This is a genomic window from Nitratireductor sp. XY-223 (assembly GCF_004959855.1).
In the GTDB taxonomy this organism is placed as follows: domain Bacteria; phylum Pseudomonadota; class Alphaproteobacteria; order Rhizobiales; family Rhizobiaceae; genus Hoeflea_A.
The window spans coordinates 17,151-30,923 of sequence record NZ_SPNT01000012.1 but is presented as its reverse complement, the minus strand read 5'-3'; the positions used below and the strand labels follow the sequence as shown (position 1 = coordinate 30,923).

Sequence of the window (13,773 nt, the reverse complement as noted above, 5' to 3'; positions counted from 1 at the left end):
TCCAAGGTGGTGCGACATGGGTAAGAAGACCGAGAAGCTGCTGTCGATCCTGCAACTCCAGCCGGTCGTTCCGGTGCTGGTCGTCGACCGCGTGGCCACGGCCATCCCGCTTGCCCGGGCGCTGGTCGAGGGCGGGCTCAAGGCGATCGAGATCACGCTGCGCACCGATGCCGCGCTCGATGCGATCAAGGCGGTCGCGGACGAGGTCGACGGCGCCGAGGTCGGCGCGGGGACCATCCTCAATGCGCGGCAGTACGAGGCGGCCGTGAAGGCCGGTTCGAGGTTCATCGTTAGTCCCGGGACGACACAGGAACTGCTCGACGCGGCCGCGCGCTCAGATGTGCCGATGCTGCCCGGCGCGGCGACGCCGAGCGAGATCATGGCGCTGCGCGAGGAGGGTTACGCCGTCATGAAGTTCTTCCCGGCGGAGCAGGCTGGCGGCGCCGCATACCTGAAATCGCTGGCATCGCCCTTCGGTGGCATCAGCTTCTGCCCGACGGGCGGCATCACGGCGCAGAGCGCCGCAACCTATCTGTCCCTGCCGAACGTTGTTTGTGTCGGCGGCTCCTGGGTGGCGCCGAAGGACCTGGTCGAGGCCGGCGACTGGCCGGCGATCACGGCGCTCGCTGCGGATGCTGCGAAACTCGCGGTCTAAATCCCGAATATACAGTTGGCCGCGAGATTACCGCCGCTCGCGGGTTTGAATCGCGGGACGCCGTTTCTTATCTGGTGCAGGAGACAATTCCTCTTCAGAAAGGCGGCTCGATGTTCGATCCAAAACAGCTCCTCGATCAGTTTCTCGGCTCGAAGGTTCCGGGCACCGAAGACACCGTGCGCGGCAAGGCCGGGCAGGCGGCCCAGCTTGCCAAGGACAATCCGTTGGCAACCGGCGCCATCGCCGCCGTGCTCCTGGGCACGAGCACCGGCCGGTCGCTGACCGGATCGGCCCTGAAACTGGGCGGTCTCGCCGTCGTCGCCGGTCTCGGCTACCAGGCCTACAAGAACTACAAGGCCGGCAAGTCGCCCGAACAGGCCGCGCCGCCGCAGATCGAGGCCGAAATCGTCCCGGAGGCGAGCCAATCCGGTTTCGATACCGATGTCGCCAAGATCGACGACGATTTCGCGCTTTCTCTGATGCGGGCGATGATCGCCGCGGCGCGCAGCGACGGCCACGTCGACGACAGCGAGCGGGCCCGCATTGCCGACAAGCTGGCCGTCTCGGGCCTCGCCGACGATGCCCAGGCCTTCATAAACAGCGAGCTGGAAGAGCCGACGGTGCTTGACGATATTCTCACGGCGGCGCGCACCGAGGAACAGAAGGTCGAGATCTATACCGCGTCGCGGCTGGCCATCGACCCGAACACCCGGGCGGAACGCGGCTATCTCGACATGCTCGCCGGAAGGCTGGGTCTCGATGACGCGCTGGTCGACCATATCGAGGCAACGGTTGCCGGTGCATCAGCGTAAACCACGCGTGACGATTATCGGCGCCAAATGTTTCTTTTCGAATGCGTTTTGCTCTAATGTCGGCGCCGTCTTGAACGGATGAAGGGACGGCGCGCGGGTGCGTATCGCGGTTCTGTTATTGGCATTGATCCTGCCGGCTTCGGACGCCTTTTCGGCGGACCGGACGCTGGTCTTCGCCGCCGCCAGCATGAAGGACGCCGTGGAGGCCGTCGCCCGGGCCTACGAGGACCGCACGGGGAACCCAGTGGTCGTTTCCGTGGCAAGTTCCGGCGTTCTCGCCCGGCAGATCGAAGCCGGGGCACCGGCGGACGTGTTCATCGCCGCGAATCCCGACTGGATGGATTATCTCGAAGACAGGAACCTGATCGACGCCGGAAGCCGGACGGACATCGCCGGCAACACATTGGTCGTCGTGTCGCGCGGCGACGCGGAGAAACCTTCCGGCGATCCGGAAGGGATCCTGCGCTCCGGCCGCTTCGCCATGGGCGATCCGGCGCACGTGCCGGCCGGTGTCTACGCGAGGCAGGCGCTGAGCGGGCTCGGATTGTGGGAGGATCTGCGGCCGCAGGCCGCCCTTGGTGAGAATGTCCGCATCGCCATGGCGCTGGCGGCGCGCGGCGATGTCGCCTTTGCCGTCGTTTACGGATCGGATTCGAAACTGAACGACAGCCTTACGGTTGTCTACACCTTCCCGCAGGAAAGCCATGCGCCGATCGTCTATCCCGCGGCCCTGACCCCGTCGGCCGATGACGACGCGCGGGCGTTTTACGCCTTCCTGCGCACCGAGGCGGCAAAGGGGGCGCTGACGCCCTTCGGATTCACGCCGCCCGCCGGATCGGGCATGTAACCCATGACCGAGGGGGACGTCACCGGCATTGTTCTTCTGTCGCTGCAGGTGTCGGCGACGGCGATGCTTTTCGCGGTGCCGATGGCCTTTGCCGTCGCATGGATTCTCGCGCGGTACGACTTTGCCGGAAAGAGCCTGCTGCAGGCACTGGTGACGTTGCCGTTGGTCATGCCGCCGGTCGTCACCGGTTATTTCCTGCTGGTCCTTTTCGGTTTCAACGGCTTTCTGGGCCGGGCCTTCCGCGCCGTCGGCGTCGATTTCGCATTCCGCTGGGAGGGCGCGGCCCTCGCCGCGGGTGTGATGGCGTTCCCGCTTTTGGTACGGCCGATGCGGCTGTCGATCGAAACGCTCGACCGCGGCCTCGAGGAGGCGGCGGCGACGCTCGGCGCCGGGCGCGCGATGCGGTTCTTCACCATAACGCTGCCGCTGGTGCTGCCCGGCGTGATCGCCGGCGCGGTGCTCGGCTTCGCCAAGGCGCTCGGCGAGTTCGGCGCGACGATCACGTTCGTTTCCAACATTCCGGGCGAGACGCAGACGCTGTCGCTGGCCATCTACTCGCTGCTGCAGAGTCCCGCCGGCGACCGTGCGGCAGGACTGCTGATCGCGATATCGGCATGCCTTGCCATCGGATCGGTCCTGATTTCTGAGTGGGTCGGCCGGCGGATCGGGCAAAGGGGGCGCGCATGAGCCTCGAGGTCCGGATTCATTCACGTCTCGGCAGCTTCGAGATCGCCGCCGAATTCGAGGCTGGCGCCGGTGTCACCGCGCTCTTCGGGCATTCGGGTTCTGGCAAGACCAGCATCCTGAAGATGATTGCCGGGTTGGTCCGCCCGCAATCCGGCCGCATCATGGCCGAGGGCCGCACGCTGTTCGACAGCGATACGGGCACCGACCTTGCACCGCCGAAACGCCGCATCGGCATGGTGTTCCAGGACGCAAGGCTGTTTCCGCACATGTCCGTCGGCCGCAATCTCACCTATGGGCGCTGGGCCGGCAACCGGGGCAGCGGCGCCGATTTCCGGCGCATTACGGAGCTCCTCGGTATCGAGGCCCTGCTCGACCGCTACCCGGCAACGCTCTCCGGCGGCGAGATGCAGCGGGTCGCCATCGGCCGCGCCCTCCTGGCCGATCCGGCGCTGTTGTTGATGGACGAGCCGCTGGCTTCGCTCGACCAGGAACGAAAACGCGAGATCCTGCCCTATCTGGAAGAGGTGCGCGACGAGATGGGCCTGCCGATCGTCTATGTCAGCCACGAGGTGGACGAGGTGGCGCGGCTTGCCGACACGCTGGTGCTCCTGTCGGACGGCAAGGTGCTCGGATCCGGCGATGCCGTCGAGATGTTCTCAAAGCTCGAGTTCGGCCCGGCGCTGGGGCGCCACGAGGCGAGTTCGCTCCTCAGCGGCACCATCAGCGGCATCGACGCGCAGTACGGCCTGTGCGAGATATCGCTGAGCGAGGAGAACAGGCTGTTCCTCGTCAGCGAGCGGGCGCAGGTCGGCGACCGGCTGCGCATGCGGGTCAAGGCACGCGACGTGGCGCTTTCGCTTAAGGCACCCGAGGGTGTCAGCGTGCGCAACGTGCTGCCGGCGACCGTGCGCGATTTCGCGCGCGACGAAAGTCCGTTCGTCGAGATCGTGCTGGATGTCGGAGGCCAGGCCCTGCGGGCCCGCATAACGCGCCACGCCTTCGACGCGCTGGGAATCCGACCCGGCCTGCCGGTCTTCGCCATGATCAAGTCGGTGGCCATCGGCCAGCGCATGCTCTCCGGCCGGCGATGAACACGGGTTGCCGCCACGTGGCTTTTTCCGACGGGAGCGAATAGTCTTCCGGCATGGTCAGTGGAGCCACCATTCGCCGCAATTTTCGCCGCACGCGGGTCATCACCGCCTGCCTGGTGTGCCTGTTCGGCCTGGCCGCCGTGTTCGTGACCGCCCAGTGGTGGCGCGACCGGGCCGAGCAGCAGCTCGAATCGAAGGCGGCGGAGACGCTGGCCGTGCAAGCCGAGGCGCTGTCCGGCATTCTCGACAAGTACCGGTTGCTGCCGCCCCTGCTTTCCCGCGAGGAATCGATCGTGGCGCTGTTCAGCGATCCGGACCGCGACACCAGCGAGGCGGCGCGGCGCAAGGCCATCGAGATCGGCGGCATGTCGGGTGCCAAGGAGGTGGCTTTTCTTTATCCGGACGGGCGCGTCCTGGCGACGGCGGGCGGCCTTTTCACCGACAACCGGGAGGAGCATGTACTCCTGCTCGAGGCGGTGCGGCAGGGCCGCCTCGGCCGGCAGGCGATTTCGCTGGATTCCGAACAGCGCGCCTATGCGTTCGCATTCGGCGTACGGCAGGACAATGTGCTTATCGGGGCCATCGCGGTCTATGTGGACTTCGATCCGGTGGAAGCGACGTGGTCTTTGTCCACCAACCCGATATTCATAACCGATCCCACCGGAACCGTTTTCCTGACCAACCAGCCGCTGTGGCGGCTCCAGCATCTCGACGCACTGATGTCGGAGGCGGGAACGCCCGGCCATTTCCTCGTCGGCGGCAAGGTGCTGCACAGCGACCTGACGCTGCATCTTCCGTTGCTGGACTGGCAGCTCCACGTGCTTTCGGACGAACGTCCGCTGGTGACGGCCGCCTGGACCGGCGGGATTATTGCCGGGCTAGTCGGCCTGCTGGTCGGCGCCCTCGCATTCGTCGTCGTGATGCGCCGCGAGGGGCAGTTGCTGCGCATGCGCCGCGACCGCGCCGCGGCACTGCGGCTCGAGCGCCTGGTGCGCGAGCGTACGAAGGCGCTCAGCGAGACCAACGTGTCGCTGTCGCGAGAGATCGATGAGCGGCGGCAGACGGAGGAGCAACTGCGCAAGACCCAGGCGGAGCTGGTTCAGGCGGCAAAAATGGCGGCGCTCGGCCAGATGTCGGCGGCGATCAGCCACGAGTACAACCAGCCGCTGGCCGCCATACGGACCTATTCGGACAATGCGCGCCGCTTTCTCGAAAAGGGCAATACGGGATCGGTGTCGGACAATCTGACGCGTATCAGCGGCCTCGTCGACCGCATGGCGCAGCTTTCGCAGAGCCTGCTTTCGTTTTCGCGCAAGCCGGGCACGACCGTCAAAGCTATCGCGCTGGCCCCGGTTCTGGACGAGGCGCTGATGCTCGTCCTGCCCAGGGCGCGCAAGGCGGGCGTCGCGGTGGAAACCAGAATCGAAGGCGGTCCGCACCGGGTGCTTGGCGGACAGATCCGCCTGTCGCAGGTTTTCGTCAACCTGATCAACAACGGCATTGACGCGATCTCGGGATCGGGCCGCGACCGCGGCAAGGTGATGCTGACGGTCGCCGGGGAAGGCGACAGCGTCGTGGTCCGGGTCGAGGACAACGGGCCGGGCATTCCGCCCGAGCGGCGCGACAGCGTATTCGAGCCTTTCTTTACCACCAAGGAAGTCGGCGCCGGCATCGGCATCGGGCTGTCGATCGCCAGCAACATCGTCGCCGATTTCGGCGGCAGCGTCGCGATCGGGGAAAGCGGAAGCGGCGGCGCCTGTTTCACTGTCCGCCTGTGTGCCGCCGACGCTTCCGACATTGCAGCGGAGTAGAAGGATTGGACAGCGCCATTCCGACAATTCATCTGGTCGATGACGACGATGACCTGCGCCACGCGCTGGCACAGGGGCTGGAACTGGAGGGGCTTTCGGTCAGCGTCTACGACAGCGCCGAAAGCGTGCTCGACCATATCGGTCGCGACGACTACGGCGTCATGGTCACCGACATCCGCATGCCGGGTGATGACGGCATGACACTGCTGAAGAAGGTGCTGGCGATCGACGCGACCTATCCCGTCATCCTGATCACCGGCCACGGCGACATTCAACTGGCTGTCGAGGCGATGCGCGGCGGAGCCTATGATTTCATCGAAAAACCGTTTCCGGTGTCGCGGCTGTCGACGGTCATCGAACGGGCGCTGGAAAAGCGCCGGCTGGTGCTTGAGAACCGCTCGTTGCGCAACGAGCTGGACCAGCGACACGACCTGACGCAGCGCCTGGTCGGGCGCTCGGCGCAGATCGTCCGGCTGCGCGGCCAGATCGCGGCCGTCGCCGACGCGGATGCCGATGTCCTCATCGTCGGCGAGACAGGTGCCGGCAAGGAGGTCGTCGCCCGCGCCCTGCATGACTACGGCCCGCGCGCCAAGGGCAACTTCGTTGCCATCAACTGTGCGGCGCTGCCGGCGGACATTTTCGAATCGGAGCTGTTCGGCCACGAATCCGGTGCATTCACCGGCGCGCAGAAGCAGCGGATCGGCAAGCTGGAGCACGCCCATGGCGGCACCATCTTCCTTGACGAGATCGAATCCATGCCGCTCGACCTTCAGGCGAAACTTCTAAGGGCCATCGAACAGCGGACCATCGAGCGGCTAGGTTCCAACAGGATCATTCCGCTCGACGTGCGTTTCGTGGCGGCGACGAAGTTCGACCTGGAAAGGGAGGGCGCGAGGGGGACGTTCCGGTCCGACCTCTACTACCGGCTCAACGTGATCACGCTCACCATCCCGCCGCTGCGCGAGCGCAAGGACGACATCCCGCTGCTTTTCTTTCACCTTGCCCGGGATGCGCGGGCGCGCTACCGCCGCGAGATCCCGGAAATCGATCACCATCTGGAATCGGAACTGATCGCCCATGACTGGCCGGGAAATGTGCGCGAACTGCGCAACTATGCCGAACGCTTCGTGCTCGGCATGTGGCACGGTTTCGACGCCGAGGCGCCGCGCGGGGAGGGTCAGGACCCGACCCTTTCAGAGCGGGTGGCGGCCTTCGAGAAGGCGGCGATCGAGGCCGAGCTTGCCCGCCATGGCGGCGCGCTGAAGCCGGTCTACGAGGCGCTCGGTATTTCCCGCAAGGGGCTCTATGACAAGATCAAGCGTCTCGGCATCTCCTATGAGGCGCAATAGTGCGCCCTCTGGCGGGTAGGGCACTACCCATGCGGGAATGGGTGATGGGTAGATTCCTACACATGAAGTCAGTCCGTTTAATTTGCAGACGTGCCGATCAGATTATTTAACGCGTTGAAACAGAATATGAAATTCTGAAACTGCGTGTTCCGCTTTCAAACTGGCACGCGGCTTGCAAAAACAGGAGCGACGGAAAACCGTCGACATGGGAGGAGCAAAAGATCCAAACAGTTGCCGATTTTCGTTTGCCGCGGGCGGAAAGAACCCGCATGGCGGCAGCAGGTCGACCGGCCCGTCCGGTCAATGGGAGAACAGGGCGTGTCGAACACGCCTCCAGGAGGTTAGTCATGAAAAAACTATTGGGTGCCGTATCGGCGATTGCCTTGATGATGTCGGCGGGTCAGGCGCTGGCGGATTGCGACGATGGCGAGATCGTCATCAAGTTCAGCCATGTGACGGCGGATTCGGGCCATCCGAAGGGCGATGCCGCGCGCGCGATCGCCGCCCGCATCAACAAGGAAATGAACGGCAAGGCGTGCATGGAGGTCTATCCGAGCTCGACGCTGTTCGACGACGACAAGGTGATGGAAGCGCTGCTTCTCGGCGACGTGCAGGTTGCCGCACCGTCGCTTTCGAAATTCGAGGCCTACACGAAGAAGTACCGCCTCTTCGACCTGCCGTTCCTGTTTTCGAACATGGAAGCGGTCAACCGGTTCACGCAGGGTCCGGTCGGACAGGAGCTTCTCGGCGCTGTCGAGGACAAGGGCTATACGGGTCTCGGCTACGTCTATAACGGCCTGAAGCACTTCTCCGCGAACAAGCCGCTGATGGTGCCGACCGACGCCCACGGCCTGAAGTTCCGCGTGCAGACCTCGGACGTTGCGGTGGCCATGATCGAGGCGATGGATGCCTCGGCGCAGAAGCTTGCCTTCAAGGAGGTGTATGGCGCCTTGCAGACCGGCGTCGTGGACGGGCAGGAGAACACCTGGTCGAACATCTACAAGCAGAAGTTCTTCGAGGTCCAGGACGGTGTCACCGAGACCAACCACCAGCTTCTGACCTATCTCGCCATCACTTCGACGGAGTGGCTGGACAGCCTGCCGCAGGATGTGCGCGAGCAGTTCATGACCATCTTCGCCGAAGAGGTGACGGCGGCGAACGCAAAGGCCGAGGCCATCAACGAGAAGGCCAAGGAAGGCATTATCGCCGCCGGCGGCACGATCCGTCAGCTGACACCGGAAGAGCGTCGGGAGTGGGTCGAGACGATGAGGCCGGTCTGGGACCAGTTCGAAGACGACATCGGAAAGGATGTCATCGCTGCCGCGGTTGACGCCAACAGCTGACATCAGCGTCAAATATTGACTTAAACGAAAGCAATGCCCGCCGTGTGCGGCGGGCATTCGCGCATCCCAATGCGCATCCCGGGGGAGGGATAAATGGCTGCCTACTGGCCTTATTTCGGCATGGTTGTGATCGTGGTCGCGCTCTATCTGATCGAGCGGGTCCGGCCCGACGCCGTGACGCGGTTCGAGGAAAATGTCCTCGCCACTCTGCTCGCGATGATCACCATCGTCTCGTTCGTGCAGGTGATCGCCCGCTACGGTTTCAACACCGGATGGGGCGGAGCGCTGGAATTCACCCGCATCCTGTTTGCCTGGATGATCCTGTTCGGCATGAGCTACGGGATCAAGATCGGCTCGCATCTCGGGGTTGACGCGGTCATCACGCTGCTGCCGCAGCGCATTTTCCGGGCGGTGGCAATCGCCGGCGCGCTGTGCTGCGTGCTCTACGCGGTGATCCTGATCTCTTCAACCTGGCTGAACTTCTTCGGTGCGGACACCAAGGGCGGAGCGGTCTTCTACTGGGAGCGCATGTTCAAGATCGGCATCGGTCTCGACGACCTGCGCTATCCCGTGTGGATGCAGGAGACCTTCGGCCTGCAGGAGCGCGTGCAGCGCTGGATCGCCTATCTCATCCTGCCGATCGGCCTTGCGATCTTCGCCTACCGCAGCCTGCAGGCGATGGTCGAGATCTGGCGCGGCGAGCGCAAGATGATCATCGCCAGCCACGAAGCCGAGGAGCTTGTGGCGGAAAACAAAGACGTGCTGAAGGACTGAGACAATGGATGCGATTATTCTTTTTGTCCTGGTTCTGGGGCTACTCTTTCTCGGCGTGCCGGTGGCGGTGTCGCTGGGTCTCTCGTCGATCCTGGTGATCGCCTTTTTTTCCGAAGACTCCATGTCCTCCGTGGCGCTGCAGCTTTTCACCGCGTCGCAGAACTACACGTTGCTCGCGATTCCCTTCTTCGTGCTGGCCTCGGCGTTCATGTCCACCGGCGGCGTTGCCCGGCGCATCATCCGCTTCGCCATCGCGACGGTCGGTCATTTCCGCGGCGGCCTGGCCATGGCGAGCGTGCTTGCGTGCATGCTTTTTGCCGCGCTCTCAGGTTCCTCGCCGGCGACGGTGGTTGCGATCGGCACCATTGCCATCGCCGGCATGCGGCAGGTCGGCTACACCAAGGAATTCGCTTCCGGCGTCATCGCCAATGCCGGCACGCTCGGCATCCTCATTCCACCGTCCATCGTCATGGTCGTCTATTCCGCCGCGACGGACGTCTCGGTTGGGCGCATGTTCCTGGCGGGGGTCATCCCCGGCATTGTCGCCGGCCTGATGCTGATGATCGCGATCTATTTCATGGCGCGGGTCAAGAACCTTCCGGCCGAACCGTGGAAAGGCTTCCTGGAGCTGATGGAAGGCGGCAAGGAGGCCGGCTGGGGCCTGTTCCTGATCATCATCATCCTCGGCGGCATCTACGGCGGCGTCTTCACGCCGACGGAAGCGGCGGCGGTGGCGGCCGTCTATGCGTTCTTCATCGCTCTCTTCATCTATCGCGACATGGGGCCGATGAAGGACACGCCCTGGGTCTCGGGCGACGATACGGACCGCGCGCGGGTCGGCTTCAACGGCACGGTCTACGGCGCCGCCTTCTTCTTCGTGTGGATGATCCTGTCGTTCTTCGCAACCGCCGAGACGGGCACCGTCACTGTCGCCGGCCGGGCGCAGCTCGGCGTCGTCCTGTCGCTGGTCATCATGACGGCCTATGTCATGTGGCGCGGCAAGGAGAGCATCCACAAGGTGCCCGCCCATCTCGTCGCCGGCCTGCCGATCTGGGGCCGCAACCTCGCACTCATGGGCCGCAACATCTTCACGGTCTTCTTCAACGAAGACACCCGCAAGGTGATGGTCGACGCGTCGAAAACGACGATCATGCTGATGTTCATCATCGTCAACGCGCTGCTCTTTGCCCATGTGCTGACGGGCGAGCGGATCCCGCAGGCGATCACGGAAGTCATGCTCGACGCCGGCTTCACCTGGTTCACCTTCCTGATCGCGGTCAATGTGCTGCTTTTGATCGGCGGCCAGTTCATGGAGCCGTCGGGTCTCTTGCTGATCGTCGCGCCGGTGGTCTTCCCGATCGCCATCGAGCTCGGTGTCGATCCGGTTCACCTCGGCATCATCATGGTGGTCAACATGGAGATCGGCATGATCACGCCGCCGATCGGGCTGAACCTGTTCGTCACGTCCGGCATCACCGGGATGAGCCTGCTCCAGGTGGTCAAGGCGGCGCTGCCGTTCGTCGCCGTGCTCTTCGCCTTCCTGATCCTGGTCACCTATGTGCCGGATCTGTCGACGATGCTGCCCTATGCGCTGATGGGACCGGAGATCGTGACACGTTGACGAATGCCGGCGGTGAGATCATGCACCGCCGGCATGCTTGTCCAGATAGTCTCCGATGCGCTCGATGGCCGTTTCGATGCGGTCCTCGGACGCGGCGCAGGACAGGCGCACATAACCTTCGCCGAAATCGCCGAAATCGGGGCCGCCGACCAACGCGACCCCGGCGTCTTCGAGGAGGCGCGTGGCGAGATCCTTGGCCTTGAAGCCCGTCGCCGAGATGTTTGGGAAGGCATAGAAGGCGCCCTTGGGCGTCACGCAGCCCACGCCGGGCAGGGCGTTCAGCCGATCGGTGACCAGGCGCCGCCTGCGGTCGAAGGCTTCGAGCATCGCCTCGACATCGTCCTGCGGCCCGTCGATGGCGGCAATGCCGGCATACTGGCTCGGCGTGTTGACGCAGGACCAGCAGTTGACGGCGAGTTTCCTGACCTTGTCGTAAAGGTGCGCACTTTGCGGGCCGTTCGGCCAGATCGACCAGCCCATGCGCCAGCCGGTCATGGCCCAGGTCTTGGACCAGCCGTTGAGAACGATCAGCCGGTCGCGGATCTCGGGGAATGTCAGCAGCGACGTGTGCGTCTCGCCGTCATAGGTCATGACGTCGTAGATCTCGTCGGACAGGACCGCGACATGCGGGTGCCGTTCGAGACCGCTGACCAGTTTTTCGATCTCCGCCTTCGGCGTGACGCCGCCCGTCGGGTTGGCCGGCGAGTTGACGATGAGGAGCCGCGTCTGCGGCGTGATCTTCGCAAGCGTCTCCTCGGCGGAAAAGGCGAAGTTGTTTTCCTCGCGGATCGGCACCGGAACTGCCTTCGCACCGGTATAGTCGATCATCGAGCGGTAGATCGGAAAGCCGGGGTCGGGATAGAGGATCTCGGCGCCCGGCTCGCCGAACATGGTGATCGCGGCGAACATGGTCGGCTTGCCGCCCGGCATGATCATGACATTGTCGGGCGACACCTCGACGCCGGTTGTCGTCAGGGTGCGGCGGACCACCGCCTCGCGCGTCTCGACGAGGCCGTTGGCGGGCGTGTAGCCGTGATGGCCGTCGCGCAGCGCTTTAATCGCGGCTTCGACAATATGCTGCGGCGTTTTGAAATCCGGCTGGCCGATGCCCAGATTGACGATATCGCGGCCCTCGGCCTGAAGCGCCGCGGCGCGTGCGAGCACCGCGAAGGCATTCTCCTCGCCGATGCGGTCGAAGGCGGCAACGGTGTGCATGAAATTTACCTCGCATATATGAAATCCGGGTCCTTCATGGCGTATCGGGACTGTTATTTCAATGCGATGTGTGTGAAGAGGAACGGATAAAGACTAGAAAGGTGCGAGGGATGTCCGGCAGCAACGCAAAATCATCTGCCATCGCGGCGGCGATCATTCTCGTGGCCGTCGCAGCCGGCTTTCTTGCCATGCCGAGGATCGTGCTGACGCTGGGCGACATCTCGCCCTGGCTCGGCTACGGCGTCGCGACCCTTTTCATTCTCGGCTTCTTCGCCATCTTCTGGCTGCGCGCGCGCTATCAGCGCCGGCGGGACGAGCCCACCGACACCGTTTGAGGGAATACGGCCGGATTACCCGGGCTGATGCGCGGAAACCTTCGCCGCGGTCACGAATGACAGAATGAGCGCGGCAATCGCGCACAGGGCGATCGCGGCGATCATCGGGGTTGCCGTGCCGTCGAAGAAGGGGCTGGCCACGGCGATCATCGCACCGCCGGCCACCATCTGCAGCGTTCCGCCCAGCGACGAGGCGAGACCGGCGATGTCGCCGTGATTTTCAAGCGCCAGGACCATGGTCGTCGGGATGACGAGGCCAAGGCATGCATTGGCGGCGAACAGCAGGCCGATAATGACGAACAGCGTCGCGTGGCCGGCGAGCGCGATCGCCAGCAGGATCAGGGCAAACAAAGCAAACCCGGCGACCGCGTAGGAGACCATGCGGCCCATGCCGATGCGCCGCCCCAGTCCCGCCGCGGCCTGCGAAGCGGCAAAGAACCCGAACGCATTGACGGCGAAGGCGAGGCTGAAGCCCGTGGGCGTCAGGCCGAACTGGCCGGTATAGACGAAGGAGGCGCTGGCGATGAAGACGAAGAAGCTGGCCATGCCGAAGCCGCCGATAAAGGTCAGGCCCATGAATTCCGGATCGGTCAGCAGCGTGCGCGAACCGCGCAGGAAGCTGCGGCCGTTGAAGACGACGCGGTTCTCGGCCTTCAGCGTTTCAGGCAGCATGAACCCGGTCAGCAACAGGCTGAACACCGCCGCGACACACAACAGGCCGAAGATCGCCCGCCATCCGGCCAGCAGGATCATGCCGCTACCGGCCAGCGGCGCCAACATGGGCGAGACGCTGATTACCAGCATGATCAGCGCCATCAGGCGCGTTGCCTGGACGCCGGTATGAAGGTCCCGGATGATGGCGCGCGGGATCACCATGACCACCGCCGCGCCCAGTCCCTGCACGAAGCGCGCGGCCGTCAGGGTTTCGATATTCGGCGCGAATGCGCAGCCGACCGAGCCGATGATGAAGATGGCAAGACCGAAATAAAGCGGCGGCTTGCGGCCGACCTGGTCGGCGACCGGGCCATAGACGAGCTGCGCCGCGCCGAAGGCGATGAAGAACACCGTCAGCGTCATCTGCACGGATGCAACCGTCGTGCCGAGCCCGTCCGCGATGGAGGGCAGGGCCGGCAGGTACATGTCGATCGACAGCGGACCGACACAGGCTAGAAGGCCGAGTATTACGGCCGAACGCAACATTCCGGCTGACATGATGGTCTCTTTCGGTATCCG

13 protein-coding genes are annotated in these 13,773 nt (G+C 64.3%); 11 read left to right on the top strand and 2 right to left on the bottom strand.

Annotated features, from left to right (window positions below; translation table 11 throughout):
- The first annotated feature begins 16 nt into the window (after positions 1-16).
- The 10 genes from E4M07_RS25130 (at position 17) to E4M07_RS25085 (ending at position 10,990) form a co-directional block, all read left to right on the top strand.
- Complete coding sequence (locus E4M07_RS25130) at positions 17-655, top strand: 2-dehydro-3-deoxy-phosphogluconate aldolase (RefSeq protein ID WP_136661174.1); 639 nt, start codon at positions 17-19, stop codon at positions 653-655.
- 110 nt (positions 656-765) lie between these two features.
- Positions 766-1,467 (top strand): tellurite resistance TerB family protein, encoded by a 702-nt coding sequence (locus E4M07_RS25125; protein WP_136661173.1) that lies wholly within the window; start codon positions 766-768, stop codon positions 1,465-1,467.
- A 97-nt stretch (positions 1,468-1,564) separates the two neighbouring features.
- On the top strand, positions 1,565-2,314 hold the full coding sequence (modA, locus tag E4M07_RS25120) for a molybdate ABC transporter substrate-binding protein (RefSeq protein ID WP_136661172.1): 750 nt from the start codon (positions 1,565-1,567) through the stop codon (positions 2,312-2,314).
- 3 nt (positions 2,315-2,317) lie between these two features.
- Complete coding sequence (gene modB / locus E4M07_RS25115; RefSeq protein WP_136661171.1) at positions 2,318-3,001, top strand: molybdate ABC transporter permease subunit; 684 nt, start codon at positions 2,318-2,320, stop codon at positions 2,999-3,001.
- Positions 2,998-4,092, top strand: a complete 1,095-nt coding sequence (gene modC, locus E4M07_RS25110) for a molybdenum ABC transporter ATP-binding protein (protein WP_136661170.1) — start codon at positions 2,998-3,000, stop codon at positions 4,090-4,092. Before modB ends, modC begins: the two co-directional genes overlap by 4 nt.
- 53 nt (positions 4,093-4,145) lie before the next feature.
- Positions 4,146-5,903 carry an ATP-binding protein gene (locus E4M07_RS25105; RefSeq protein ID WP_136661169.1) on the top strand — a complete coding sequence of 586 codons (1,758 nt, stop codon included), beginning with the start codon at positions 4,146-4,148 and terminating at the stop codon, positions 5,901-5,903.
- A 5-nt stretch (positions 5,904-5,908) separates the two neighbouring features.
- Positions 5,909-7,252 carry a sigma-54 dependent transcriptional regulator gene (locus tag E4M07_RS25100; RefSeq protein WP_136661168.1) on the top strand — a complete coding sequence of 448 codons (1,344 nt, stop codon included), beginning with the start codon at positions 5,909-5,911 and terminating at the stop codon, positions 7,250-7,252.
- A 347-nt stretch (positions 7,253-7,599) separates the two neighbouring features.
- On the top strand, positions 7,600-8,595 hold the full coding sequence (locus E4M07_RS25095; protein ID WP_136661167.1) for a DctP family TRAP transporter solute-binding subunit: 996 nt from the start codon (positions 7,600-7,602) through the stop codon (positions 8,593-8,595).
- Positions 8,596-8,688: 93 nt separating this feature from the next.
- Positions 8,689-9,369 carry a TRAP transporter small permease gene (locus E4M07_RS25090; protein ID WP_206057398.1) on the top strand — a complete coding sequence of 227 codons (681 nt, stop codon included), beginning with the start codon at positions 8,689-8,691 and terminating at the stop codon, positions 9,367-9,369.
- A 4-nt stretch (positions 9,370-9,373) separates the two neighbouring features.
- Complete coding sequence (locus tag E4M07_RS25085) at positions 9,374-10,990, top strand: TRAP transporter large permease (RefSeq protein ID WP_136661166.1); 1,617 nt, start codon at positions 9,374-9,376, stop codon at positions 10,988-10,990.
- 18 nt (positions 10,991-11,008) lie between these two features.
- Here E4M07_RS25085 and E4M07_RS25080 read toward each other — a convergent pair whose 3' ends face one another.
- Entirely contained in the window at positions 11,009-12,205 is a 1,197-nt protein-coding gene (locus E4M07_RS25080; RefSeq protein ID WP_136661165.1) for a pyridoxal phosphate-dependent aminotransferase, read from the bottom strand.
- 110 nt (positions 12,206-12,315) lie between these two features.
- On the opposite strand from E4M07_RS25080, the gene E4M07_RS25075 reads away from it, so the two are divergent.
- Positions 12,316-12,540 (top strand): hypothetical protein, encoded by a 225-nt coding sequence (locus E4M07_RS25075; protein ID WP_136661164.1) that lies wholly within the window; start codon positions 12,316-12,318, stop codon positions 12,538-12,540.
- Between the two features lie 15 nt (positions 12,541-12,555).
- Here E4M07_RS25075 and E4M07_RS25070 read toward each other — a convergent pair whose 3' ends face one another.
- Positions 12,556-13,752, bottom strand: coding sequence for a multidrug effflux MFS transporter (locus E4M07_RS25070; RefSeq protein ID WP_206057397.1), 1,197 nt, complete (start codon positions 13,750-13,752; stop codon positions 12,556-12,558).
- Positions 13,753-13,773: the final 21 nt, after the last annotated feature.